Genomic DNA, 24,194 nt, shown 5'->3' with positions numbered 1-24,194 from the left:
AACCCATGAGCTTCTCGAGTGCAGGTTATCAGTTGCAGCCGGTGCTGCCCGAGCTCGTGCTCGCGGTCGGCTCGATGGTGCTGTTGATGATCGGGGCCTATCGCGGGCAGGGGACGACGCGGCTCGTGACCACACTTGCGACGTTGCTGCTCATCCTCACCGGCGTGCTCATACTGATGCTGCCGTCCGGTAAGCTCGTCACCTTCGGCGGCAGCTTCATCGTCGACGACTTTGCCCGCTTCCTGAAGATCCTCGCGCTGATCGGCTCGGCGGCAACGCTGATCCTGTCGACGGAATTCCTGTCCGACCCGTCGCGTCGCATCTTCGAATATTCGATCCTGGTGCTGCTCTCGACGCTCGGCATGATGGTGCTGATCTCAGCGGGCGACCTGATTGCGCTCTATCTCGGGCTCGAGCTGATGAGCCTTGCGCTCTACGTCGTCGCCGCCAGCCACCGCGACAACGCCAAGTCGACCGAAGCCGGACTCAAGTATTTTGTGCTGGGCGCGCTGTCCTCGGGCATGCTGCTCTATGGCGCCTCGCTGATCTATGGCTTCACCGGCACTGTCAATTTCGCTGGCATCGCGGCGGCTGCGACGACCGGCACACCCGGCATCGTGTTCGGGCTGGTGTTCCTGCTCGCCGGCCTCTGCTTCAAGGTCTCGGCGGTGCCGTTCCATATGTGGACGCCCGACGTCTATGAGGGCGCGCCGACGCCGGTCACGGCGTTCTTCGCTTCCGCGCCGAAGGTCGCGGCGATGGCAGTGTTCACCCGTGCGACGCTGACCGCATTCCCCGGCATCGTGCCGCAGTGGCAGCAGATCCTGGTGTTCGTCTCCATCGCCTCGATGGCGCTCGGCTCATTCGCTGCGATCGGGCAGAAGAACATCAAGCGCCTGATGGCCTATTCCTCGATTGGCCACATGGGCTTTGCGCTGGTCGGGCTCGCCGCCGGCACGGTGGAAGGCGCGCAGGGCGTGCTGATGTACGTCGCGATCTATGTCGCGATGACGCTCGGCTCGTTCGCAATCATCCTCGCGATGAAGCGCAACGGACAGCATGTCGAGCAGATCAGCGATTTCGCGGGCCTCTCGCGCACCAATCCGCTGCTCGCCTTCTTCTTCGCGATGCTCCTGTTCTCGCTCGCCGGCATTCCGCCACTCGCGGGCTTCTTCGCCAAGTGGTACGTCTTCGTCGCGGCGATCAAGGCCAACCTGTTCACACTCGCCGTGATCGGCGTGCTGACCAGCGTGGTGGGCGCCTACTACTATCTCGCCATCATCAAGACGATGTATTTCGACGAGCCGGTGGGCAAGCTCGATCCGGTCCGGATCGAATTGCGCGGGGTGCTGGCGGTCGCGGGCCTCTTCAACATCTTCTTCTTCGCTTATCCAGGACCGCTGGTCAGCGTTGCGACCGCCGCGGCGAAGTCACTTTTCTAGATGCCGTTTACACTTGGTCATCGCGCCACTTCCGCCGGCTACAGGCTAGCCGCCTTTGACCAGGTCGGCTCGACGAATGCGGAGGCTCTGGTCCGCGCCCGTGAAGGCGAGCGCGGACCGATGTGGTTCGTGACGACTGAGCAGACGGCGGGGCGCGGCCGACGGCAGCGGACCTGGATCGCCCCACGCGGCAATCTCGCCAGCAGCATCCTTGAGGTCATGGACGTCGCGCCCGCGGTCGCGGCGACGCTCGGCTTTGCCGCGGGGCTGTCGCTGGAGGCTGCGCTGCAAAAGATCAGCGTCGAGGCGGCGCTGCGTCTGGGCGGGACGGATGCGCTGAAGTTCTCCCTGAAATGGCCGAACGACGTGCTGGCCGGGAACAAGAAGCTCGCCGGCATCCTGCTCGAGGCCGAGATCGTCGCGGGCGGCCGCCTTGCCGTCGTGGTCGGCATCGGCACCAATGTCGTGGGGGCGCCGGAGGGCACGCCGACGCCCGCGACCTCGCTGGCCGCTCTTGGCGTCCATGTCGGCGCCGAGGAGCTGTTTACCGCGCTTTCGGAGGCCTGGGTGGAATTCCGCGGCGTCTGGGACAACGGCCGCGGTTTTGCGGAAATCCGCAGGCTTTGGCTCGCGCGTGCGGCCCGGCTGGGGGAGAATGTGGCGGTCCAGACGGGGAACGCTATTCTCGAAGGCACGTTCGACACCATCGATGAGACAGGTTGCATGATTATCCGGCTGCCCGACGGCAAGCACGTCCCCGTAACCGCAGGCGAGGTCTATTTCGGTACGGCGGCCTCAGTAGGATCTGCCTGATGGCGCGGCCGGATGAACTGACCTTTGCGCCGCTCGGCGGCGTCGGCGAGATCGGCATGAACCTGTCGATCTATGGGCTCGGCAACCGCCAGCAGCGGTCCTGGCTCGCGGTCGATCTCGGCGTCTCCTTCGGTGACGAGGAGCATCTGCCCGGCATCGACCTGATCATGCCCGACATCTCGTTCCTGGAGAAGGAACGAGAGAACCTGATGGGCCTGGTGCTGACGCACGCCCATGAGGACCACTTCGGCGCCATCATCGATCTCTGGCCGAAGCTGCAGTGCAAGATCTACGCGACGAAGTTCAGCGCGGCGCTGTTCGAGGCCAAATGCGCCGCCGAGCGCAACCCGCCGAAAATCCCGATCACCGTGGTGCCCTCGGGCGGGCGCATCGATATCGGCCCGTTCAACGTCGAATTCATTCCGGTCGCGCATTCAATTCCTGAGTCGCATGCGCTCGCGATCCACACCGAGGTCGGCACCGTCCTGCACACCGGCGACTGGAAGCTCGACCCGACGCCGACCGTCGGGCCGCCGACCGATGAGAAACGCTTGCGCGAGCTTGGCGACGCCGGCGTGCTGGCGCTGGTCGGCGATTCCACCAACGCGGTACGCGACGGGCGTTCGCCCTCGGAAGCCGAGGTGTCGAAGACCATCGCCGGGCTGGTCAAGGGCGCGAAGGGCCGCGTCGCGGTGACGACCTTTGCTTCCAACGTCGCACGCATCAAGGCGGTCGCCGATGCGGCGCGGATCGCGGACCGCGAAGTCGTGGTGGTCGGCCGCGCCATGGACCGCGTGGTCCAGGTCGCGCGCGAGACCGGCTACCTCGACGGCGTGCAGAATTTCCGCGGGCCCGATCTCTACGGCCACTTCCCGGCTGACAAGGTGCTGGCGATCTGCACCGGCAGCCAGGGCGAGCCGCGCGCGGCGCTGGCGCGGATCGCCAAGGACGATCATCCGGAGATCACGCTCAACAAGGGCGATTGCGTGATCTTCTCCTCCCGTACCATTCCGGGTAACGAGAAAGCAGTTGGCTCGATCATCAACGACCTGGTCGAGCAGGGTATCGAGGTCATCACCGATCGCGACCATCTGGTCCATGTCTCCGGCCATCCGCGCCGCGACGAGGTGCGCGACCTGCTGTCCTGGGTGCGGCCGCAGGTTCTGATCCCGGTACATGGTGAAGCGCTGCATTTGCACGAGCACGCCAAGCTTGCGCGTGCTGCGGGCGTGCCAAAAGTGATCGAGTGCCGCAATGGCGACTTGGTCAAGCTCGGGCCCGGCGAGCCCGGGATCATCGCCGAGGTGCCCTCAGGGCGGCTCTACAAGGATGGCATCATTCTGGAGGACGCCAAGTCGCGCGCCGTGGTCGAGCGGCGGCGGCTGGGATTTGCCGGCTGCGCCTTCGTCGCGATCGTCATGACGGCGCAGGGGGAACTGGCCGAAGATCCGGAGGTCGACCTGGTCGGCGTGCCGGAGAAAAATAGCGTAGGCGAGGTGCTCGACGAGATCGTGTTCGATGTGGTGGTATCGACCGTGGAAGGCCTGCCGCGGGCCCGCCGGCGCGACCCGGATGCGGTCGCGGAGTCGGTCCGCCGCGCAGTGCGCGGGACCGTGAACGAGCATTGGGGCAAGAAGCCGATTTGCATCGTTCACGTGCTGACGGTCTGACGCCGGTTCGGCACGGGCGGCGACAAGAACAAGCGTATCTGCGACGGAGAGACAACATGCTGGGCCGGCTCAACCACGTCGCGATAGCGGTCAAGGACGCCAAGAAGGCGGCCAAGATCTACGGCGCGGCATTCGGCGCCGAGATTTCGGATGCAGTGCCGTTGCCGGAGCACGGTGTCATCACCGTGTTCGTGACCTTGCCCAACACCAAGATCGAGTTCATCGAGCCGCTCGGCGATGCTTCGCCGATCGCAAAATTCGTCGAGCGCAATGCCGACGGCGGCATCCATCACGTCTGCTATGACGTGCCCGACATCATCGCCGCGCGCGACCGGCTGATCGCCGAAGGCGCGCGCGTGCTCGGCGACGGCCAGCCCAAGATCGGCGCCCACGGCAAGCCGGTGCTGTTCTTCCATCCGAAGGATTTTTCCGGCGCGCTGGTCGAGATTGAGCAGGAGTAGCGCCTGATCGGTTCTGATTGCATCAGAACCGATCAGGCTCTAGCTTTTGTCTCGACGCGTTTTCTTGACGCGAACCGGCATCCACTTCGCTTGAAAACGCTACGGTATGGCCTACAGCATCTCAACCGCGTTCGCGATCTACTTCGTCTTATGGTGGGTCGTGCTGTTCCTGACGCTGCCGTTCGGCGTGCGCAGCCAGCACGAGGAGGGCGGGGGCGTCGAAGGCACCGATCCCGGCGCTCCGATCATGGCGCGGATGGGCCGCAAGCTGCTTTGGACCACGCTGATCTCGGCGGCCATTTTTGCTGTTGCGATGTGGGCCTACAACGCCGGCTATCTCAGTATCGAAAGATTGTCGAAGTTGATGGGAACGCCGTTCTAGCGCGCGTTGTTTTTTTGACTAGTCCACTGACTTTCGGCCTGTTCCTCATGGGAAGGATGGGCGCTTCGGTCTTGGGCCTTCGGGCACGGTCCGGTCTATTTGAGATGCTGCTGTGCGAGGCGGCGGACACAGGCGCTTGATGCGAACTGATCCGCCGGAAGAAGCGTGTTTACATTCGACAAAACTCGTGCAGACTTGCCCGGCCTGGGAAAAAAAGAGAAAATATGGCCGTGGCCGTTGGGAGGCAGCGCGGATTGTCGCATGTTTTCGCATTCTGACCATATCCGCGAAATCGAAAGCGTCAGTCTCGGCGCGGCAACCAACCGTGATGATATTGTCGTGCAGAGCTGGCTGCGCTGCATCAACCAACACCGGCTCGATCCAGCACAGGCTTGCGAAGCCTATATCGTCCCCGATACCGAGTTGCGTGAGCACCGTCAGCAGTCGGAAGTATTGATATCGATCGCGCGCTCGGGACTTGAGAACCTGTTTCGGCAGGTCGCCGGCCAGAACTATGTGTTGCTGCTCTCGGACCGCCAGGGCGTGACGGTCGAATTTCTTGGAGATCCGCTGTTCGACAATAATCTGCGCAAGGCGGGGCTCTATCTTGGCTCAGAGTGGTCGGAATCCCGGGCGGGTACCTGCGCCGTAGGCGCCTGCATCGAAAGCGGGGATGCGCTAAGCATTCATCAGACCGATCATTTCGACAATACGCACACGCCGCTGTCCTGCACTGCTGCGCCGATCTACGATGTTCGCGGTGCGCTCGCGGCGGTGCTGGACATTTCGCTCCTGAGTTCTCCCATCAAGAAGGCGAGCCAGAATCTCGCTTTGCACCTGGTCACGGCGACCGTGCGGCGTATCGAACTGGCCAACTTGATGGCGCAGGCAAGCCGGGAGTGGGTGCTGCGCTTCGCCCGATCGCCGGAATTTCTGGACGTCGATCCGGAGGCGGCCATTTCCATCGACGGATCTGGACGCATCATCGGGATGACCAATGGTGGCGCCAAGATCTTGGCACGTTCCGTGAGCCGCGACTGGCGCCAGCCCGACGATCTGATCGGGCAGCCCATTTCGCGCTTCTTTGAAATTGATATCAACGACTTGCCGAATCTGACACGACAACGCCGCACGCAGGATCGCCTCGTCTTTGCCCGCGACGGCAACGCGCTGTTTGCCCATGCGATCGAACCGAACATCGCCGTGCGCGCCCCCGCAAGCATCAGGCACGAGATTCCCGCCTCGTTGCGCGATCTCGGCCGAGGCGATCCGCAAATCGCGACACTTCAGGTCAAGGCTGCAAAACTTGCCGCAAAGCCGTTGTCGATCCTCATTCAGGGCGAAACGGGGACCGGCAAGGAATATCTCGCCCGTGCGATCCATGACAGCAGCGCCGTCAAGGGCAGGTTTGTCGCCGTCAATTGTGCGGCGATTCCCGAGCAGTTGATCGAAGGCGAACTGTTCGGCCATGTTCCGGGGGCTTTCACCGGGGCCAATGCCAAGGGCCGCAAGGGTCTGATTGAAGAGGCTGACGGCGGCACGTTGTTCCTCGACGAGATCGGTGACATGCCGCTGCCGCTGCAGAGCCGGTTGTTGCGTGTGCTCGCCGAGAAGGAACTGATGCCGATCGGTGCGACCCGTCCGAAGCCGGTCGATGTTCGCGTAATCTCCGCCTCCCACCGCATGATCGAAACGCTCGTGAGGGAAGGGTCCTTTCGTGAGGACTTGTTTTACCGGCTGAACGCCGCAACGCTGTTCTTGCCGCCGCTCAGGGAGCGATCCGACTTTGCGTGGCTGCTGGGCAAGATCGTGGAGAGGCATCGGGCGAAGGAAGATTCGCTGGTGGTGTCCCCGGCAGCGCTCGATGTGCTTGAGACATACGCCTGGCCTGGCAACATCCGTGAACTGGACAATGTCATCTCGGTTGCCGCGGCGCTCTGTCAGAACGGCGTCATCGAACCTCACGATCTTCCGGATGCTTTGCTGAGAACGACCGGCGTCGCAAAGGCGAAAGAGCCGCATTCGCAGAAGACGATGCTGGAAACGATGCTTGCGGCCTGCGGCGGAAATATTTCGGAAGCCGCGCGCAGGCTAGGTGTCGACCGGTCCACCGTTCATCGTCAAATCAAGCGATACGGTTTGAGCCAACGTACCTGACGCTGTCGCGGTGCGACTGCAACAGGTGTGGCATCTGTTGCAGGCCGTGCAACAGTAGCGGCCGCTATTTCGCTAGAGCATTTTCGGTTCTGATTGATCAGAACCGACGCTCTAGACTCTTGTTTTGACGCGTTTTCTTCACGCGAACCGGTGTCCACTTCGCTCGAAAACGCTCCAGAAAACGAAGGATTTCTTCGGGTTTTGCCGTTGGCACGGCGATTGCTCCTTTCATTTGCAAGCATTCGTAAGAGTGCAACAGCAAATGGGAGGATCTTCATGCCATTCGATCTCGAGGGGTGCGCGATTGTCGTGACCGGATCCGGCCGCGGCATCGGCGAAGCCATCGCACGCGGTCTTGCGGCGGATGGGGCGCTGCTGACGATCGCGGACATTGACGAAGGCAATGCTTCGACAGTCGCGGAAGGAATTCGCGCCGCAGGCGGCAAGGCGATTGCCGTCCGCGTCGATGTCACCAGCCGCGACAGCGTCAAGGCCATGATCGCCGCGACGGTGAAGGCGCACCGCAAGCTGGATGTGATCTTCAACAATGCGGGCATAGCGCAGACGAAGCCGTTCCTGTCCATCACCGAGCAGGATTGGCGCAGGGTTATGGATACCAACGGTCTCGGTGTTCTCATCTGCATGCAGGAGGCGATCAAGCAGATGATCGCGCAGGGCCACGGAGGCAAGATCATCAACACCGCCTCTATCGCGGGCAAGCAGGGTTATGAACCGCTCGCTCATTATTCGGCCAGCAAGTTCGGCGTCGTGGCGTTGACGCAGGCGGCGGCCCGCGCTTTCGGAGCGCACAAGATCAACGTCAATGCCATCTGTCCGGGTGTCGTGGCGACGGACATGTGGAAGCTCATCGACAAGGGCTTCAAGGACGAGGGTTTGACCTCGCGCGACAACGAAGCCTTCGAGACGTTCTCTGCCGGGATTCTGCTCGGGCGTCCATCCGCGGCGGACGATCTCTGCGGTGTTTCCCGGTTCCTGGCGTCATCCGCATCCGACTACATGACCGGCCAGAGTCTCGTCGTCGACGGAGGCATGGTTCTTATCTGAGGTCGCGAAGAAAAATCATCACGCTCTATTGCGTTTTTGAGCGACGTGAAAAGCGGTTCGCGCGAAGAAACCGCATCAAAACAAAAACCAAAACCCCGGCTTGATTCCATCAGCGCCGGAAAGGCTCCAGGAGGGGAAACAAACATGCAGTATGCGATCGAGGTTGCGCCATTACGACTTAATTCGTCGATCAAGGGATTGGCGTTGGTCTACGGGCTCACGATACTTTCGTGTTTCATCGTCAATCTGATCGTGAAGGCGATGCCGATCGGACCATGGAGCAGCGATCAGATCAGCCAGATGTTCTGGCTGGATAACGTCACCTGGCAATTGCTCAGTCTGTGGTGGGCCCTGCTGTCAATCGTATGTTGCGGCTGGCCGTTTGATCGGATCAAGAACAATCTCGCGCGCGGATTTGTCATCGTTACAGCTTCGTGGATGCTGGGCTGGCTATCGGCAAAGTCGATCTACTGGAGCGGGCTTGGCGCCGATTGGATATTTCCGATCGTCGGATGCATCTTCTTCTTTCTGGCGTTCTTTTCGTTCACGGGTGAGAACTGGATCGTGGCGGGTATGCCGCCGTACCGGCAGTTTTTCATTCTGCTGGTTCTGATCGGGTTCTGCACCTATCTCGTTACGAGTTCGGTGGTGCGGTGGATACCGGCCTGGTGGTTTCCCTTCGTGCAGATGGGGGCCGCTACGGGACTGCTCGCATACTGGACGCGGGGTATGAAACAACCGGGTCGCGGGTTTACGCAGATCGCGATCCTGTTCCTGACCGTGCTGCTCTGCCTATGGGTCAGCCGCTATTTGGGGCTGTGGGATTCCGCCAAGCCCGGCGTCGGGAATTTCTGGTCCATCGGATACTTCACCGACGATCAATACTGGCTGTTGTGGTTCATGGTCGCCTGTTCGGTTACCTATGGCGTTTTGATCCCCATTCACAACTGGCCGTTCTCCCAGATTCCCATGCCGTGGGGTGGATTGGCGGCGTCCAGCTTTTGCCTATTGCTCGCCTATCTGGTGACGAAACTCTTGTTCGACCTGATCGGGCCGGTTTTCGGCAACATCAGCGAAGCCTTCACCTACGGCTACATGGGCACGCACTGGTCCTTCATAGTTCCGATGCTGTTCGGTTACGGGCTGGCTGAGCCCTATCTCTGGAAGGGACAGAGGACACCAGGCTCATGGGATGATGTCCCGTGAGGATGAGAGAGAAGCCGAACCGGGCAACTCGCGATCATAGCCGGTCAGGCAAATTTCCTTCCATGACCTCCAGCCCGGCGTGAGCCGGACCAGGCATTGAAGCCGAATGCAGCAAACCACAAACGCAAATAGTTACAGGAGGAAAGAATGAAAGCCTTGCGATTTCATGCAGCCAAAGATCTGCGTCTCGATACGATTCCAATACCGGCGGAAACGCCAGCCGCGGGTCAGGTCCTGATCCGGAACCGCTTCGTCGGCATCTGCGGCACTGACCTGCACGAGTATGCCTACGGGCCGATCTTCATCCCCGTCGAACCGCATCCGTTTACAGGTGTCAGCGGGCCGCAGGTTCTCGGTCACGAATTCGGCGGCGTGGTCGAAGCGGTCGGGAAGGGGGTTACATCGGTGAAGCCGGGTGAGCGCGTATCGGTTCAGCCGTTGATCATGCCACGCGCCGGCGATTATTTCGCCGACCGCGGTCTCTTCCATCTCAGCCCGCAACTTGCACTGGCAGGATTGAGCTGGGTGTCGGGCGGAATGGCGGAATATGCCCTGCTCAACGAATACAATGTTGAGAAGATTCCAGACGAGATGACTGATGAGGAAGCCGCGCTTGTCGAGCCGACAGCGGTGGCCGTCTACGCCTGCGACCGCGGTGGCGTGACGGCAGGCAACAGCGTGCTGGTCACCGGCGCAGGTCCAATCGGGATACTGACGCTGCTGGCTGCGCGGGGGGCGGGTGCTGCTCAGCTTTTCGTTTCAGACATCAACGACGCGCGATTGAAATTCGCCAAGTCCATCTTGCCTGACGTCGTCACCATCAATCCGAAGCGCGACAATCCCGGCGATGTGGTCCGCTCGCTGAGCGAAGGGAATGTCGGCTGCGACGTCGCGATCGAATGCGTCGGCAACGAGCAGGCTCTCAAGGCCTGCACGGACGCGGTGCGGAAGCAGGGGGTGGTGGTGCAGACCGGTCTTCATCCCCACGAAAATCCGCTCGACTGGTTCCAGGTCACGTTCAAGGACATCGATATACGGGGATCGTGGGCCTATCCCACGCATTACTGGCCGCGTGTCATCAGGCTGATCAGCACCGGTCTGCTGCCGGCGAAGAAGGTGGTGACCAAGAAGATCACGCTGGATCAGGCGGTCGGAGGAGGCTTCGACGTGCTGCTCGATCCCGCCGGTCAGCATCTGAAAATCCTGATCGATCTGACGAAATAGCTTCTGCGAAAGGCGCGGGCGCTCGCCATGCATGGCGAGCGCCCGCGTTGACTGATGTTACCAAAATACAAGAGAGAGGAGACGACTATGCTGGACAATAGCCCTCACACCAAGGTGGAGGCTGCCCTCGGTAAGCTGGAGGACGCGCTCGCCGGCGGCGAGATCGATGCTGCGGTGAATCTGTTTCAGGCCGATTGCTACTGGCGCGATCTCGTGGCCTTCACCTGGAACCTGCGCACCATGGAAGGTCAGGGCCAGGTTCGCGAGATGTTGACGGCGCAGCTCGCCGGCATCAAACCCCGCCATTTTCGTCAGGACGCAAGCAATCCCGCGAGCGAAGTCGACGGCGTCGCGGACGGCTGGTTTGAGTTCGAAACCGAAGTGGCGCGCGGCTACGGCCATATCCGGCTGAAGAACGGGCTGATATGGACGCTGCTCACAACCATGACGGAGCTGAAAGGCCACGAGGAGCCGAAAGGGTCGATGCGGCCCATGGGGGCCGAGCACGGCAGCGATCCTGCTCGCAAGACCTGGAAGGAAAAGCGCGAACAGGAGATCGCCGAGCTCGGCATCAAGACGCAACCATACGTCGTTATTGTCGGCGGCGGTCAGGGCGGCATCGCCCTTGGCGCACGATTGCGGCAGCTCGGCGTGCCGACCATTATCGTCGAGAAGAACGAGCGGCCGGGCGATAGCTGGCGCAAGCGCTACAAGTCGCTCTGCCTGCACGATCCGGTCTGGTACGACCACTTGCCCTACATCCCGTTCCCGGAGAACTGGCCGGTGTTCGCGCCCAAGGACAAGATCGGCGATTGGCTGGAAATGTACACGAAGGTCATGGAGCTGAACTACTGGAGTTCCACGACGTGCAAATCCGCCAAGTACGACGAGAAGGCAAAGGAGTGGACGGTCATCGTCGAGCGTGGCGGCAAGGAGATCGTGCTGAAACCGAAACAGCTCGTGCTGGCGACTGGGATGTCGGGCAAGGCAAACATCCCGAAGTTCAGGGGACAGGACGTTTTCAAGGGCGAGCAGCAGCATTCGTCGCAGCATCCGGGACCGGACGCCTACAAGGGAAAGAAGGTGGTTGTCGTCGGATCCAACAACTCCGCGCACGATATCTGCGCGGCGCTCTGGGAGGCCGGGGCCGATGTGACGATGTTGCAGCGCTCGTCGACCCACATCGTGAAATCGGACTCGCTGATGGAAATCGGCCTTGGCGATCTCTATTCCGAGCGTGCCGTCGCCTCGGGCATGACGACCCGCAAGGCGGATCTGATTTTCGCCTCGCTCCCCTATCGCATCATGCACGAATTCCAGATCCCGATTTACAACGCCATTCGCAAGAAGGACGAAGCGTTCTACAAGCGGCTGGAAAAGGCCGGCTTCATGCTGGATTTCGGCGATGACGAGTCCGGCCTGTTCATGAAATATCTGCGGCGCGGCTCGGGATATTACATAGATGTCGGAGCCTGCGATCTCGTTGCCGATGGAAGGATCAAGCTGGTGAGCGGCGTGAACGTTCGCGAGCTCAAGGAGCATTCCATCCTGTTGGATGATGGCCGCGAGCTGGATGCGGATCTGATCGTTTACGCCACCGGCTACGGCTCGATGAATGGTTGGGCTGCGGACCTGATCTCCAAGGACGTGGCCGACAAGGTCGGTAAATGCTGGGGACTTGGCTCCAACACGACCAAGGACCCTGGTCCCTGGGAAGGCGAACAGCGCAACATGTGGAAACCGACGCAACAGGAAGGTCTCTGGTTCCACGGCGGCAATCTGCACCAGTCGCGCCACTACTCCCAGTATCTTTCGTTGCAGCTAAAGGCCCGAAAGGAGGGACTTGCGACGCCGGTTTACGGCCTGCAGGAAGTCCATCATCTTTCCTGAGGTTCATTTGCGCGGGTGGCGTGCCGCGATTTCTGGCACGCGAAGCGAGCCCGGGTTTCCTCCCTCTCCCCGTTCTTACAGGGAGAGGGGGCGCCCGAGCGCTAGGCTAGTTCGTCTCGCTCGCGGAGCGGCGTCCGGATATGACGTCGCCGAAGCGCTCCCAGCTTTCGCCCTTGAAGCGAATGAGCTGCAGGTCCTGGATCGGGCCGAAATCGTTGGCGCTCGTGTTCATCTTGATGCCCGGCAGCAGCCCGTCAAGCTCGACGTCCTTCAGCGAAGCGGCCTGCTTCATGACGTTCTCGCGCGTCAGGTTGTCGCCGCAGGCTTTCAGGACATGGACCAGCGATTGGGCGGCTGAATATCCCGTCAGCACCAGCACGTCGGCCCGATTTCCCCTCGGATAATACTTCGTCAGAAACTGGTCGAAACGGCGGATGCCGGGATCGTCCTTCCACTGGGCGTCGGTCGCATCCTTCAGATAGGTGGCGGATACGATGCCCTGGCCGTTCTCCAGGCCGGCCGGTTTCATCACGCTCGCGACCGAAATCGAGACGCTGGTCATGACGTGCATGGGCTTCCAGCCGATTTCCGCGATCTTCTTGATGGCTTGCGCTGCAAACTTGGGAGTCGCGAAGTTGACGATGACGTCGACATTGGCTGACTTCATCTTCACGATGTGCGAGTCGATCGTCGGCTCCGAGGTCTCATAGCTCTCCTCGGCGACAATCATCGAGCGAGCCTTGTCGCCCAGCCCGTCCCGGAAGCCTTTCATGAAGTCGACGCCGGAATCGTCATTCTGGAAGAATACGCCGATCCTGGCGTCGGGCTTTTCGTTCAGTACGTATTTCGCGAAGCTGCGGGCTTCGCTCTGGTAGTTCGGCTGCCAGCCCGTGGTCCAGGGGAAGTGCTTCGGGTCGTTCCACTTGGTGGCGCCGCTGGAGACGAAGAGATGCGGCACTTTTTTCGTGTTCATGTATTTGTGGATGGCGCTGTTGGTCGGCGTTCCCAATGCATGGAAGATCAGGAGCACTTCGTCGCTTTCGACCAGCTTGCGGGCCTGCTCGACCGTCTTCGGCGGTGAGTAGGCGTCGTCATATGAGATGAAGTTGATCTTGCGGCCGTTGATGCCGCCCTGTTCGTTGATCATCCTGAAGTAGGCCGCCTCGGTCTCGCCGATGACGCCATAGGCGGACAGCGGCCCGCTATAGGGCATGATGTTGCCAATCTTGATCTCGGTATCGGTGGCGCCGACGTCGTATTTCTTCTGCGCCGAGGCCGTGCTGGTTGCGGCAAGCACAGCGACGGCCGCGAAAAACACCCGCCGGACGGTATGGCTCAATGACATTCCAACTCTCCCTAGCTTGCGCGGGCCGCTTTCTTCGCGCGGCCTCATTGGATCGGTCCGGCCGGACCGTCATGCTGGAGGGTTGACCGGTCCGAACTTGACGCGATATCCTGCCATCAATGTACATTGAATGCAATGTACATCATAAGAGGGTAGGGAAGAACAAGGGGAGAAGGAAATGCCGAAGGTGTTGTCGCCTGCGCAAATCGAAGGCTTTTGGAAAGATGGATATGTCGCTCCCATCCGCGCGATATCGACCGAGCAAGCGGCTTCGATCCGCGCGAAGCTTGAGGCGTTCGAGCGAACCATCGGCGGTCCGCTCAGCGGGTCGCTGCGCGGACGGAGCCATCTATTGTTCACCTGGCTGAACGACTTGATCCGCGAAGAGCGGATCGTCGATGCGATCGAGGATCTCTACGGCGAGAATATCCTGTGCTGGGCGAGCAGTTTCTTCATCAAGGAAGCGGAAGATCCATCATTCGTGTCATGGCACCAGGACTCCACCTATTGGGGCCTGTCGAGCCCGGATGTCGTCACCGCATGGGTTGCGCTGTCGGAGAGCAACAAGGCGAACGGCGCCCTGGAAGTCGTGCCCGGCACGCATCTGCAGGATCAGATCCCGCATCGCGATACGTTCTCCAAGAACAACATGCTCACGCGCGGACAGGAGGTTGCGGTAGAGGTCGATCCGAAAATGGCGGTCATGCTCGAACTCGAGCCGGGCGAAATGTCGTTGCACCATGTGCGCCTGATCCACGGCTCGGCGCCCAATCCGTCGAAGCGTCGCCGCATCGGCTTTGCGATCCGCTACATGCCGACGTCGGTGCGGCAGCTCGAAGGGGAAGACAGCGCCTCGCTGGTGCGTGGCGTCGATACTTACCGGACCTTCGAGCACGAACCGATTCCAAGCCGCGACATGGACCCGGTGGCGGTCGAGTTTCATCGCAAGCAGCACGAACGTTCGGTGAAGATCCTCTATAAGGGCGTGAAGGTGCCGGCATAGATGCACCCTCCCGTGCAGCCCGGCTGGATCGATGCACCGCACGGACGGCTAAGCCTGCCGCGCCTTGTATTGGAGAGCGGTGAAGCGATCGAGGACTTCGAGCTGTCCTATGCCGTCCATGGCGACATCGATGATCGTTCGCTTCCGGTCATCGTCGCCCTCTGCGCCATCGGAAGCAGCCACCACCGGCTTGATTTCCTGATCGGGGAGGGCCGGGCGCTCGATCCCGGCCGGGCCAGGATCTTCGCGATCGACGCAATCGGCAACGGCCTGAGCAGCTCACCGTCACTGTCGCGCAGGCAGCCGCGGCTGAACTTCCCCCGCTTCACCATCCGCGACATGGTGAACAGCCAGAAGCTGCTGATGCAGCATCTCGGCATCGAAACCGTCGATCTCGTGATCGGCGCCTCGATGGGCGGGATGCAGGCGCTGCAATGGGCGGTTTCCTATCCCGATATTGTGCGGCAGGTCGTGGCCATGACGCCGATGGCGAAGACGACCGCCTGGTCGGGCGCCGTCAACCATGCCGCGCGGCTTGCCCTGCAAAGCCATGCGGCGGATCCGGATATATGTCCGGACCAGCTTCCGAACCGCTGGGAAAAGCTGGAGCGCGGTCATGCAGCTTCTCGGCGCGCGGACGCCGCAGCATATTGACAGGCAGTTCAGCGGTCCGGATGAGATCAGGCGCTGGTTGTCGGATCGTACGCGGCTCTGGCTGGAGCAGGGTTTCGATCCGCTCGATTGGATCTATCAGTCCTTCGCGTATGACGGCCATGATGTCGGCGATACGCCGGGCTTTCGGGGAGATACCATCGCCGCGCTGCGATCGATCCGGGCGCGGACGCTGATCGCGATCCCGCCGCTGGACCTCTACAATCCGACGGAGGCCGGCCGCTGGGCGGCGCAGCACATCGCCGATTGCGAATTGGTGGAGGTGATCTCGGATTCCGGCCACCAGGTTGCCAGTGCAACCGATCCAGCCGCCGCCTCCGAGCTGAACCGGCGGATAGCTGCCTTCCTGCGATGAAGGTATATCTTCGCGAAGCGCTGTTCGCCGGTTAAGTTCCGGCGAAGTCTGCAACCAGACGTTGGGAACATGAAAGCGTCACCGCAAGCCGCCGCTGCTGCCGAAGCATTCGAGAAGACGTCGATGCAACGGGATGCATTTCTGTTGCTCAAGGACATGATCGAGCAGGGGCGGATTCGGCCCGGTGAGAAATTGCTGGAAGTGCAGGTCGCCAAAGCATTCGGCATCAGCCGTTCGCCCGCCAGACATGCGTTGCGGGCGCTGTGCGAGGCGAAGATCGTCCATCCATTGGAGGGGCGGGGTTACCAGGTCGCCGGCCGTCCGAAGGCTGAGCATGTCGGGCAGATCGCCTCGCTTGGCGAAGCGCGGATCGCTCCGTTGCCGCAATGGGAACGGGTTTACAAGAAGGTCGAGCAGGAACTCTGGATTCGCGTGCTGTTCGGATCGCTCAGGATTACCGAGGCGGCGTTAGCTGACTTCTTCAATGTCAGCCGCACCGTCGCCCGCGATGTCCTTGCCCGCATGCACAGCGTGGGGATGGTCGGCAAGGACGGGCTCGGCCATTGGATTGCGCCGCATGTGTCGTCGGACAAGATCCGCGAACTATTCGAGATGCGTGCGATCCTCGAGCCGGAGGCGCTGACGCGCGCCGCGCCGCTGGCGCCGGCTGCGGAACTCGCACGCATGCATGCGGATCTGCGGCGTGCGATATCAAGCGGCCCAGTCGAAATCGGACCGGTCGGGCAACTCGAAACTGACCTCCACATCAATCTGCTGGACCATTGTCCCAACCGCGAGATCGTCAAGGCGCTGCAGAAAACGCATATCCTGTTTGTGCCGAGCCTTTATCTGCTCGACTCCAGGCTGAGCGTTCCGCAGGGGACCATGCACGATGCCCTGGAGGAGCATCTCGCGATCGTCGAGCAGCTCCACCGCGACAATGTCAGCAAGGCCGCCAGATTGTTGCGCGAGCATCTGGGCTCCGCAGCAACACGCTGGCTCGAGCGTTTCGAGATTTTCTCGAAGGCGGACCGGTCGCCGCTGCCGCCTTATCTGTCTCCGTTCAAGGATACGGGTTCGAGCTGATCCGCACACTATTCCGCCGCCCGTGCTCGCAGCCGCTGCGCATAGACATTGATGACGAGTGCGGCGAGCAGGATCAGGCCGCGGATCAGGATCTTCAGGAAGCTGTCGATATTGACGTGGTCGAGGCCGTTGTTGAGCACGCCCAGCACGAACAGGCCGACAATGGTGTTGCCGATGCCGCCGCGGCCGCCGAACAGGCTGGTGCCGCCGACCACCACAGCGGCGATCGAATCGAGCAGATAGGTGTCGAATTCGTTCTGCTGGGCGCTGCCGAAATGCGCGACGCCGAGCATGCCGGCGATGCCGGAGCAGACTGCTGAGATCACCATCACGCTGCCGAGGATCAGCTTGACGTTGAGCCCGGAATATTCCGCCGCTTCGCGATTGCCGCCGACCATGTAGACGTAGCGGCCGAAGCGGGTGTAGGTGAGCACCAGGTGGCCGGCGAGCAGCATCACCGCCGCGACGATCACGATCCATGGAATGCCGCCGATGGATCCGGATCCGAGCGTCGCGACCAGGTCGGGCACCTTGTAGGCGATCTGGCCGCGCACCAGCAGCGCCGAGATGCCGGCCGCGATCTGCATCATCGCCAGCGTCATGATGAAGGAGGGGATGCCGATCACGGTCAGCCCCAGGGCATTGACGAGGCCGAGCAGTGCGCAGAGCGCCAATGACAGCATGATCGCCGCCCAGCCCGGCAACGGGACATTGGCGATGTTCACATAGGATTCCTGCAGCGTGAAATAGGCAACGGCAATGCCGGTGACGTTGGCGATGGCGGCAATCGAGAGATCGATCTCGGCGCACAGGATCACGAAGGTCAGGCCGACGGCGATGATGCCGGTGACGGAGACTTGCGTCAGGATGTTGCCGAGATTGTCGAGGGTCGCGAAGGAGGGGCTCGCGATTGCGAAGAACCCGCTCAGGCAGATCAGTGTCAGGAACGGCGCGATGTTGCGCATCTGCGAGCGCAGGATCGCAGCCGCGCTGCGCTGTCCGCCGCGATGCACCGTTGCAGTCACCCCTTCGCTGCTTGCCATGCTGTTCTCCGTCAGGCCGCCTCGAGCAGGCGGTCCTTGCTGACCACCTCACCCGCAAATTCGCGCACCACCGCGCCGCGTTTCATAACGATGATGCGATCGGCAAGCGACAACACCGTCTCCGGTTCGGTCGAGAGCACGATGATGGCGAGCCCTTTGGCGCTGAGCTCGCGGACGATGTTGATGACATCGTTCTTGGCGCCGACATCCATGCCGCGGGTCGGCTCACACAGCACCAGCACCCGCGGCGGATAGCTCAGCCACTTTGCCAGCGCCACCTTCTGCTGATTGCCGCCCGAGAGCATCCCGAGGTCGAGCTCAACCGCCGCCGGGCGGATCTGCAATTGCTCGACCTGTCGGGCGGCAATCGAGCGCTCGCGCGACGGCTTGAGCAGAAGTGCAGATATACGGTCGAGCACGCTGATCGAGATGTTCTTGTAGACCGGCTCCTGGTGAAACAGCATCGCGCGTCGGCTCTCGGGGACAAAGGCGATTCCGGCGCGCCGGGCCGCGGCCGTGCTGCGGAAGGCTGTGCGGTTGTCGTCGATGACCACCGTGCCGCTATCTGGCTTGATCTTGCCAAACAGGACCCGCGCCAGTTCCAACTGACCGCATCCCATGAAGCCGTAGATGCCGAGCACTTCGCCGGCGCGTACCTCGAACGAGACGTCCTGGACGCTGCGTGCGAGCGACAGTGCGTCGGCTTTCAAGACCACAGGGCGGTCACCGCGCGGCGGCAGCGTGATGTCATGCGCATAGGTCTCTTCCAGCGCCTCGCGGCCCTTGCCGATCATGGCTTCGATCAGTGCGGCCTTGCTGGTCGCGGCGGCTTCGGTTTCGTGGACCTTCCGCCCATTGCGGAACACCGTCACGGTGTCGGAAATGCGCAGGATGTCCTCGATGAAATGGGAGATGAAGACGATGCCGGTGCCCTCGTCGCGCAGCCGTCGCAAGGTCGCGAACAACCGCTCGACCTCGGGCGGGGAGAGCGCGGAGGTCGGCTCGTCCAGAATGATGATACGGGCGCCGGAAAAGAGCACGCGGGCGATCTCGATCAGTTGCTGCAGGCCGATCGGCAGATCGCCGAGCCGCGTCATCGGATCGATGTCGATTCCGAAGCGCGCAAGCTGCTCGCCCGCCTCGCGCGCCATTCTCCGCCATTGAACCAGGCCGAAACGGTTGGTCGGCTGTGTCCCGAGAAAGACATTTTCGGCGACGGAAAGATCGGGCGCGACGCTCAACTCCTGATGCACCATGGCGACACCAGCCGAATGCGCGTCGCGCGCGGAGCGGAAACGAGTTTCGCGTCCGTCGAGTGCGAAGTGGCCGGAGAATTCGGGATGCACGCCGGCGATGATCTTCATCAGCGTACTTTTTCCAGCGCCGTTTTCGCCGACGAGACCGTGGATCTCGCCGGCGTAAAGCGCGAAGTCGACCCCACGAAGCGCTTCGACACCGCCGAAAGCCTTCGTGATCTCCTTCAATTCGAGGATCGGTGAGCGTCCCTGTGGCATGCGGGCGGCTCAGATCAGAAAATGATCCTCCATCCATTGCATGCCAGCGGCATTGGCTTTGGTTACCACCGGGCCGTCGGTCACCACGCTCTTTGGAATGCCCTGTCCGCTCTTCTCGCCCGCGGTCACCGCGGCGACGCCCGCGATGATGGCGCCGCCGTGGATGCGGCAGGATGGATTACGGACGGTCGCGAACATGCGGCCTTCGCTCACCGCCTGGATCGCCGGCGGCATGGCGTCGACCCCGCCGATCAGGATGTTGGTGCGGTTGCGCGCCTTCATGATGTTGTAGGCGGCGAGCGCCATGTCGTCATTGTGGAAGAAGGCGGCGTCGATCTGCGGGTATTTGGTGAGATAGGTCTCCCACAGACGCGCGGTCTTGGAGACATCCCAATCGGCCGGCTGGGTGTCGAGCACCTCGATGTTCGGATACTGCTTCACGACTGCGTTGAAGCCCTTGGCGCGGCCCTGCGCGCCGGTATGGCCGAGCGCGCCTTGCGTCATGATGATCTTGCCCTTGCCGCCGATGGCGTTGACGAGCGCCTGCGTCACCGAGGACCCCATGAATTCATTGTCCGGGGCGAGGAAGGAATGGACGCTGATCTGATCGAGCGGAGCGATCAGCGTATCCATGTCGATGACGGGAATGCCGGCGTCAATCATCTTCTGCACCGGCTGGGTCAGCGTGCCGATGCCGAACGCCTGGATGGCGACGAAGTCCCATTTCTGCGACGCCATATTGTCGATCGCGGCGCGCTGCTTGACCGCATCGAGCTGGCCGTCGAACCATGTGACCTCGACGTTGAAGAGCTTGCCCCAATATTCGGCCGCCTGTTTGCCTTGCGCGCACCAGGTGGCCTGCAGGCCGGCGTTGGAGAATGCAGCCTTCAGCGGTTTCTCGGAACGCCCCACTTCCGCCGCGAGCGCGGGGCTCACGCCAATTCCGCCGAGCAGCGCAGCCGCTGCGCCGCCGGCTGCCGCCGTCTGAAGAAGATCGCGCCTGGTCCTTGAAGATGTGTCCTTCCCTGGCATCGCACGCTCCCTGATGTCTGTTCTTGGCGCCGTCGGCGTCTGTTGCACGCGCCGCGGATCGGGGAAAGTCTGTCACAATCGGAGCGTTCATGCCAACGGTTCCGCTTCCGCGGCTGCGCTAGGCGACGTCAGGAATCACCATGCTTTCGATTTCGCGCAGCAGTTTTTGCCACGCAGCATCGATCTCGGCTGTCCACTCCACACCAAGAATTTCCTGGAGCGTGCCCGCGATCACGGCGAAGAACGGGACGAATAAATCTCGGGGCGTGCCGTAAGCATCGTGCGAGGCGACCTCGCATTCGATCATCCGGAAGTTGCCGCGCCGCTCGCCGGCGAAATCGAGAATCGCTTCGATCGTCAGCGCCAGCATCGAGCCTTTGACGAGCTCACTGCCTTCGGTGCGAAACATTGCGACGGTTTCGGGATGCGCTTCGAACAAGCGACGATAGATCAGCGGTGTCAGATCATCGCAGCGCGCCGCCGCAAGTTCGAAGCTGCGCTCGATCGGATTTGCCGATGACATGATCAGCGATCGCGATGGCCCAAAGAAAAAAGAGCAGGGCTCCTAGCCCTGCTCGAGGAATTGTGTCGACCCTATTTCCCCAAAAATTCGGATTTGATCTTGATTGATGGGGTGACGCTGCTTCTGCGCGCCGGGCTCCTCCCGAGACTTGGACCACCAGACCGTCCGCCCTGTGGCTGGCCTGAGCTTGAATTGGTAGACCATCTTTTTTGTTTTGTCATCAATTTCAGCAACGATTGTTCAAAATTCGAGCAATTTGCGAAATGATTGGGATTTCGCCACTATCGGTTGTAAATCCGCGTTTAAGACCCGCCACGGGGTACGAAAGTAGGGGTATGAGGCTGCCGATCCGAACCCGATTATTCCTTGTGCCGGGACAAAAAGGCGGCGTTTCCGCTCTCGACTCCGGCCGGACGCAGTGATTAGTTCCGCCATCGGATGGGTTTTGCGATGCGCCGGCGGCTGAAGAATTTTCTGCCCGTTTTCCTGATTGCGCTGATGGTGCAAATCTTTGCGCCGATCGCGGCCTGTTGGGCGGCCGGAATCGCCGCCTCTGATCCGCTGGCCGCCGCCATCATCTGCCATGACAACAGCGCCGGTTCCGGCGAAACCGACCCTGGCGGACCGCACGTCCGCGACGGCTGCTGCTCGATCTGTAATGTGCTGCAGACCGGCACTCCGGTCGATCCACCCGAGATGACCGCCGGCGTTATCGAGCGGTCGCCCGAACAGGTGGCATGGCTCGATTTCGTCTCCCGTCTGGCGGATGTCCGGGCACGCTCCCACGCGCAGGCGCGCGCCCCACCATCGATTTCCTGACTGCCGTTCGCTGCCGGTTAGGCCTTCGCTGCGCCGGTTGACGTCGTCCATCAAGCCGGCCGCAGAGCCGGTGTCAGGAATTTCTCAATGTTACGCCTCGCTTTCCTGAGCGGTGCCGGCACAATGGTGCTCGGTGCCATGCTCGCCACCGATTCATTACCGGCTACGGCGCAAACCGCCTTGCCGCCGGTCAACGTGGAGGCTCCCCGAGAAGCCCGCGCCAAGCCGGCGAAACCGAAGCCGGCGGGACGCACGCTCGCCGCCCGGCCGCGGGTGACGCCGCCAAGGACCACCGCCATCCCGACCGTCGTGGTGCAGCGCGACGTCACGCCCACGGTTCTGCGCGACGGGCTGAACCAGGCTCCCAGTGGCCAAACTCAAACCACCGTCGACCGCAGTCAGTTCGACAATCGGCCGGCGTTTTCGGTCGGAGACGTGCTGCGAGAGAGCCCCGGCATCTCGATCAAGCAGGGCAACGGGCCGCGCGACGTCGGCATTTCGATCCGCGGATCGAATGCCCGCAACGGCTTCGGGATTCGCAACCTCGTCATCTTCGAGGACGGTTTTCCGGTCACCCAGCCGGATGGACTGTCGCGCAGCGACCTGATCGATCCGCACGCCTACAGCGCAATCGACGTGATCCGTGGACCGTCCTCGGCGCTCTACGGCAACTACGCAACCGGCGGCGCGCTGAATTTCCGGACGCGGCCGGGCGGTACGATCGACGGTGTCGAATACGGCGTCGACGGCGGCAGCTTCGGTTACCTGAACAACTATCTGGCTGCGGGCAAGAAGGTCGGCAATTTCGAGGGCTCGCTGTTTGCGAGCGATGCGCGCGGCGACGGTTACATCACCAATAGCTGGTTCAACACCCAGACGGTGAATTTCCTCGGCACGCTGCAGGCCACGCCCGATGACCGCTTCACCGTCAAGTTCATCAACAACGACTTGAGCGCGCGGCTGCCGATCCGGCTGTCGCTGAATCAATATGACCAAAACCCGTTCCAGCGCGGCTGCGTCACCGGAACCACGGCCGCGCTTGGCTGCGCAACGGTGCCGCTGTTCAACAATGGCTTCAACGCAGCGGCGGGAATCGACAGGGAGACTGCGCTGCAGGCAGGCCTCGGTCGCAACGATCGCCGCACCATCGTCGGCGGCCGCTGGGAGCACGATTTCGACAACCAGACCACCTGGCGCAACCAGTTCGTGTTCGACGACCGCAACATCAACCAGCCCACCGGGGCGACCAGCGCGATCGGCGACTTCCCGTCCTACAATTATATGAGCGACGTCACGCGACGCGGCGAGATCCTTGGCATGGAATCGACCACCTATTTCGGGGGTTGGTACAACACGCTCGTCGCCTCCAGCGACACGCGCAATGTCGCGCCGGGCGGCAATGCCACGCTCGGCGCGCTATCCAGCAATCTCTACAGCGATACATCCAACTACGGCGTTCGCGCGCGACAGGAACTCAAGCTCAACCCGCAGCTCACCGCGATTGCGGGCATTGGCTGGGAAACGACCAACCTCAAGGGAAGGAACACGGCGTACACTTATACGGGGCCGATACCGATCACGACGACGATGGTGACGACCACCGATCGGCAATTCCAGAACACCGCGCCGGAGCTTGCGCTTCTCTATAGGCTGAACAGCGAGTGGCAATTCCGCGGCAGGGTGGCGACCGGCTACGGGACGCCGCAGGTCAGCAATCTCTTCGTGCTGCCGAACGGCCAGAACGGCAACAATACAGGGCTGCAGGCCCAGAAAAATCTCGGCTATGATCTGGGCTTCGACTGGACGCCGAACAGCGCGCTCAGGCTGAGCGCCACCGGTTTCTACGAGTTCTTCAAGGACGAACTGGTGACGCAGGCAACGCCAGTCGGAGCACCCAATGCGAGCTATACGTTCAATGCACCGCGATCCGAGCATCGCGGCGTGGAGCTTGCCGTCGACTGGCGTTTCTATTCGGGCTGGCGGCTGACGGCGGCCTACACCTATCTGGATGAGATCTACACGGAGTACATCGAGAACATCACCAATGGTGCGGTGTTCGGCTTCAACCGCGCGGGCAACAAGATCCCCGGCATCTCGCCGAACGAGTTGACCGCACGGCTTTCCTACGACCAGTTGTCTGGGCCGCTGCGAGGGCTCGGCGCGTTCGTGGAAGTGCAGTGGAAGGACTCCTTCTACATGGACAACGCCAACCTCCTGAAGGCGCCCGGCTATGAGCTGGTCAATCTCAATGTCCACTATGGCACCGACCTGGTCTCGGACTACTTCAAGGCGGTCAACTTCTACCTCGAGGTGCGGAACGTCTTTGACCGCACATATGTGGCTTCCGCCAACAACATTGGTGACACGGTAACGGCGGCGGGCATTCAAAACCCCGCGAGCGTGCTGGCCAACACCACCGGCTCGATCTATGCCGGAGCGCCAAGAACGTTTGTGGCCGGCATGAAACTGGCGTTCAAATGAGGTGCGTTGTC

Annotated in this window: 21 protein-coding genes; 16 read left to right on the top strand and 5 right to left on the bottom strand. The window is 61.7% G+C overall.

The window, feature by feature from the left end:
• The first annotated feature begins 5 nt into the window (after positions 1 to 5).
• The 10 genes from nuoN (at position 6) to ACZXDY_RS04440 (ending at position 12,310) form a co-directional block, all read left to right on the top strand.
• Positions 6 to 1,442 carry an NADH-quinone oxidoreductase subunit NuoN gene (nuoN, locus tag ACZXDY_RS04485; protein WP_208822644.1) on the top strand — a complete coding sequence of 479 codons (1,437 nt, stop codon included), beginning with the start codon at positions 6 to 8 and terminating at the stop codon, positions 1,440 to 1,442.
• Positions 1,443 to 2,255, top strand: coding sequence for a biotin--[acetyl-CoA-carboxylase] ligase (locus tag ACZXDY_RS04480; protein ID WP_464344659.1), 813 nt, complete (start codon positions 1,443 to 1,445; stop codon positions 2,253 to 2,255).
• Complete coding sequence (locus tag ACZXDY_RS04475) at positions 2,255 to 3,925, top strand: ribonuclease J (protein WP_464344658.1); 1,671 nt, start codon at positions 2,255 to 2,257, stop codon at positions 3,923 to 3,925. Before ACZXDY_RS04480 ends, ACZXDY_RS04475 begins: the two co-directional genes overlap by 1 nt.
• 56 nt (positions 3,926 to 3,981) lie before the next feature.
• Positions 3,982 to 4,386 (top strand): methylmalonyl-CoA epimerase, encoded by a 405-nt coding sequence (gene mce / locus ACZXDY_RS04470; protein ID WP_028162787.1) that lies wholly within the window; start codon positions 3,982 to 3,984, stop codon positions 4,384 to 4,386.
• A 106-nt stretch (positions 4,387 to 4,492) separates the two neighbouring features.
• Complete coding sequence (locus ACZXDY_RS04465) at positions 4,493 to 4,768, top strand: DUF1467 family protein (RefSeq protein WP_028162786.1); 276 nt, start codon at positions 4,493 to 4,495, stop codon at positions 4,766 to 4,768.
• Positions 4,769 to 5,029: 261 nt separating this feature from the next.
• The gene (locus ACZXDY_RS04460; protein WP_464344657.1) at positions 5,030 to 6,925 is read left to right on the top strand and encodes a sigma-54-dependent Fis family transcriptional regulator; all 1,896 of its coding nucleotides are present in this window, start codon (positions 5,030 to 5,032) and stop codon (positions 6,923 to 6,925) included.
• 93 nt (positions 6,926 to 7,018) lie between these two features.
• Positions 7,019 to 7,990 carry an SDR family NAD(P)-dependent oxidoreductase gene (locus ACZXDY_RS04455; RefSeq protein WP_464344656.1) on the top strand — a complete coding sequence of 324 codons (972 nt, stop codon included), beginning with the start codon at positions 7,019 to 7,021 and terminating at the stop codon, positions 7,988 to 7,990.
• Positions 7,991 to 8,134: 144 nt separating this feature from the next.
• Positions 8,135 to 9,196 carry a hypothetical protein gene (locus ACZXDY_RS04450; RefSeq protein WP_464344655.1) on the top strand — a complete coding sequence of 354 codons (1,062 nt, stop codon included), beginning with the start codon at positions 8,135 to 8,137 and terminating at the stop codon, positions 9,194 to 9,196.
• A gap of 147 nt (positions 9,197 to 9,343) precedes the next feature.
• Entirely contained in the window at positions 9,344 to 10,420 is a 1,077-nt protein-coding gene (locus tag ACZXDY_RS04445; RefSeq protein WP_464344654.1) for a 2,3-butanediol dehydrogenase, read from the top strand.
• Positions 10,421 to 10,507: 87 nt separating this feature from the next.
• On the top strand, positions 10,508 to 12,310 hold the full coding sequence (locus tag ACZXDY_RS04440; protein WP_464344653.1) for an NAD(P)/FAD-dependent oxidoreductase: 1,803 nt from the start codon (positions 10,508 to 10,510) through the stop codon (positions 12,308 to 12,310).
• A gap of 106 nt (positions 12,311 to 12,416) precedes the next feature.
• Here the strand turns inward: ACZXDY_RS04440 and ACZXDY_RS04435 are convergent, their stop codons facing one another.
• On the bottom strand, positions 12,417 to 13,655 hold the full coding sequence (locus ACZXDY_RS04435; RefSeq protein WP_035689541.1) for an ABC transporter substrate-binding protein: 1,239 nt from the start codon (positions 13,653 to 13,655) through the stop codon (positions 12,417 to 12,419).
• 178 nt (positions 13,656 to 13,833) lie between these two features.
• On the opposite strand from ACZXDY_RS04435, the gene ACZXDY_RS04430 reads away from it, so the two are divergent.
• From ACZXDY_RS04430 to ACZXDY_RS04415, 4 genes are all read left to right on the top strand, one after another.
• Positions 13,834 to 14,658, top strand: coding sequence for a phytanoyl-CoA dioxygenase family protein (locus ACZXDY_RS04430; protein WP_028162779.1), 825 nt, complete (start codon positions 13,834 to 13,836; stop codon positions 14,656 to 14,658).
• Entirely contained in the window at positions 14,659 to 15,312 is a 654-nt protein-coding gene (locus tag ACZXDY_RS04425; RefSeq protein ID WP_464344652.1) for an alpha/beta fold hydrolase, read from the top strand. It abuts the gene before it with no gap.
• Complete coding sequence (locus tag ACZXDY_RS04420; RefSeq protein ID WP_464344651.1) at positions 15,275 to 15,685, top strand: hypothetical protein; 411 nt, start codon at positions 15,275 to 15,277, stop codon at positions 15,683 to 15,685. Before ACZXDY_RS04425 ends, ACZXDY_RS04420 begins: the two co-directional genes overlap by 38 nt.
• Positions 15,686 to 15,808: 123 nt before the next feature.
• Positions 15,809 to 16,771, top strand: a complete 963-nt coding sequence (locus ACZXDY_RS04415; protein ID WP_464344650.1) for a GntR family transcriptional regulator — start codon at positions 15,809 to 15,811, stop codon at positions 16,769 to 16,771.
• 8 nt (positions 16,772 to 16,779) lie between these two features.
• Here the strand turns inward: ACZXDY_RS04415 and ACZXDY_RS04410 are convergent, their stop codons facing one another.
• The 4 genes from ACZXDY_RS04410 to ACZXDY_RS04395 all read right to left on the bottom strand — a co-directional run bounded on the left by ACZXDY_RS04410 (position 16,780) and on the right by ACZXDY_RS04395 (position 20,883).
• Positions 16,780 to 17,814: an ABC transporter permease gene (locus tag ACZXDY_RS04410; protein WP_246755932.1), complete on the bottom strand. Its 1,035-nt coding sequence runs from the start codon at positions 17,812 to 17,814 to the stop codon at positions 16,780 to 16,782.
• Positions 17,815 to 17,825: 11 nt separating this feature from the next.
• Positions 17,826 to 19,328 carry a sugar ABC transporter ATP-binding protein gene (locus ACZXDY_RS04405; protein WP_464344649.1) on the bottom strand — a complete coding sequence of 501 codons (1,503 nt, stop codon included), beginning with the start codon at positions 19,326 to 19,328 and terminating at the stop codon, positions 17,826 to 17,828.
• A gap of 9 nt (positions 19,329 to 19,337) precedes the next feature.
• Complete coding sequence (locus tag ACZXDY_RS04400) at positions 19,338 to 20,360, bottom strand: sugar ABC transporter substrate-binding protein (RefSeq protein WP_464344648.1); 1,023 nt, start codon at positions 20,358 to 20,360, stop codon at positions 19,338 to 19,340.
• A gap of 118 nt (positions 20,361 to 20,478) precedes the next feature.
• Positions 20,479 to 20,883 (bottom strand): globin, encoded by a 405-nt coding sequence (locus ACZXDY_RS04395; protein ID WP_464344647.1) that lies wholly within the window; start codon positions 20,881 to 20,883, stop codon positions 20,479 to 20,481.
• A gap of 450 nt (positions 20,884 to 21,333) precedes the next feature.
• Here ACZXDY_RS04395 and ACZXDY_RS04390 point away from each other — a divergent pair, with 450 nt between their 5' ends.
• Positions 21,334 to 21,702: a DUF2946 domain-containing protein gene (locus tag ACZXDY_RS04390; protein ID WP_464344646.1), complete on the top strand. Its 369-nt coding sequence runs from the start codon at positions 21,334 to 21,336 to the stop codon at positions 21,700 to 21,702.
• 87 nt (positions 21,703 to 21,789) lie between these two features.
• Complete coding sequence (locus ACZXDY_RS04385) at positions 21,790 to 24,183, top strand: TonB-dependent receptor family protein (protein WP_464344645.1); 2,394 nt, start codon at positions 21,790 to 21,792, stop codon at positions 24,181 to 24,183.
• Positions 24,184 to 24,194 lie beyond the last annotated feature (11 nt).

The sequence above is a fragment of the Bradyrhizobium sp. LeoB3 genome, from assembly GCF_055456055.1.
This window is presented reverse-complemented; position numbering and strand designations above follow the sequence as displayed.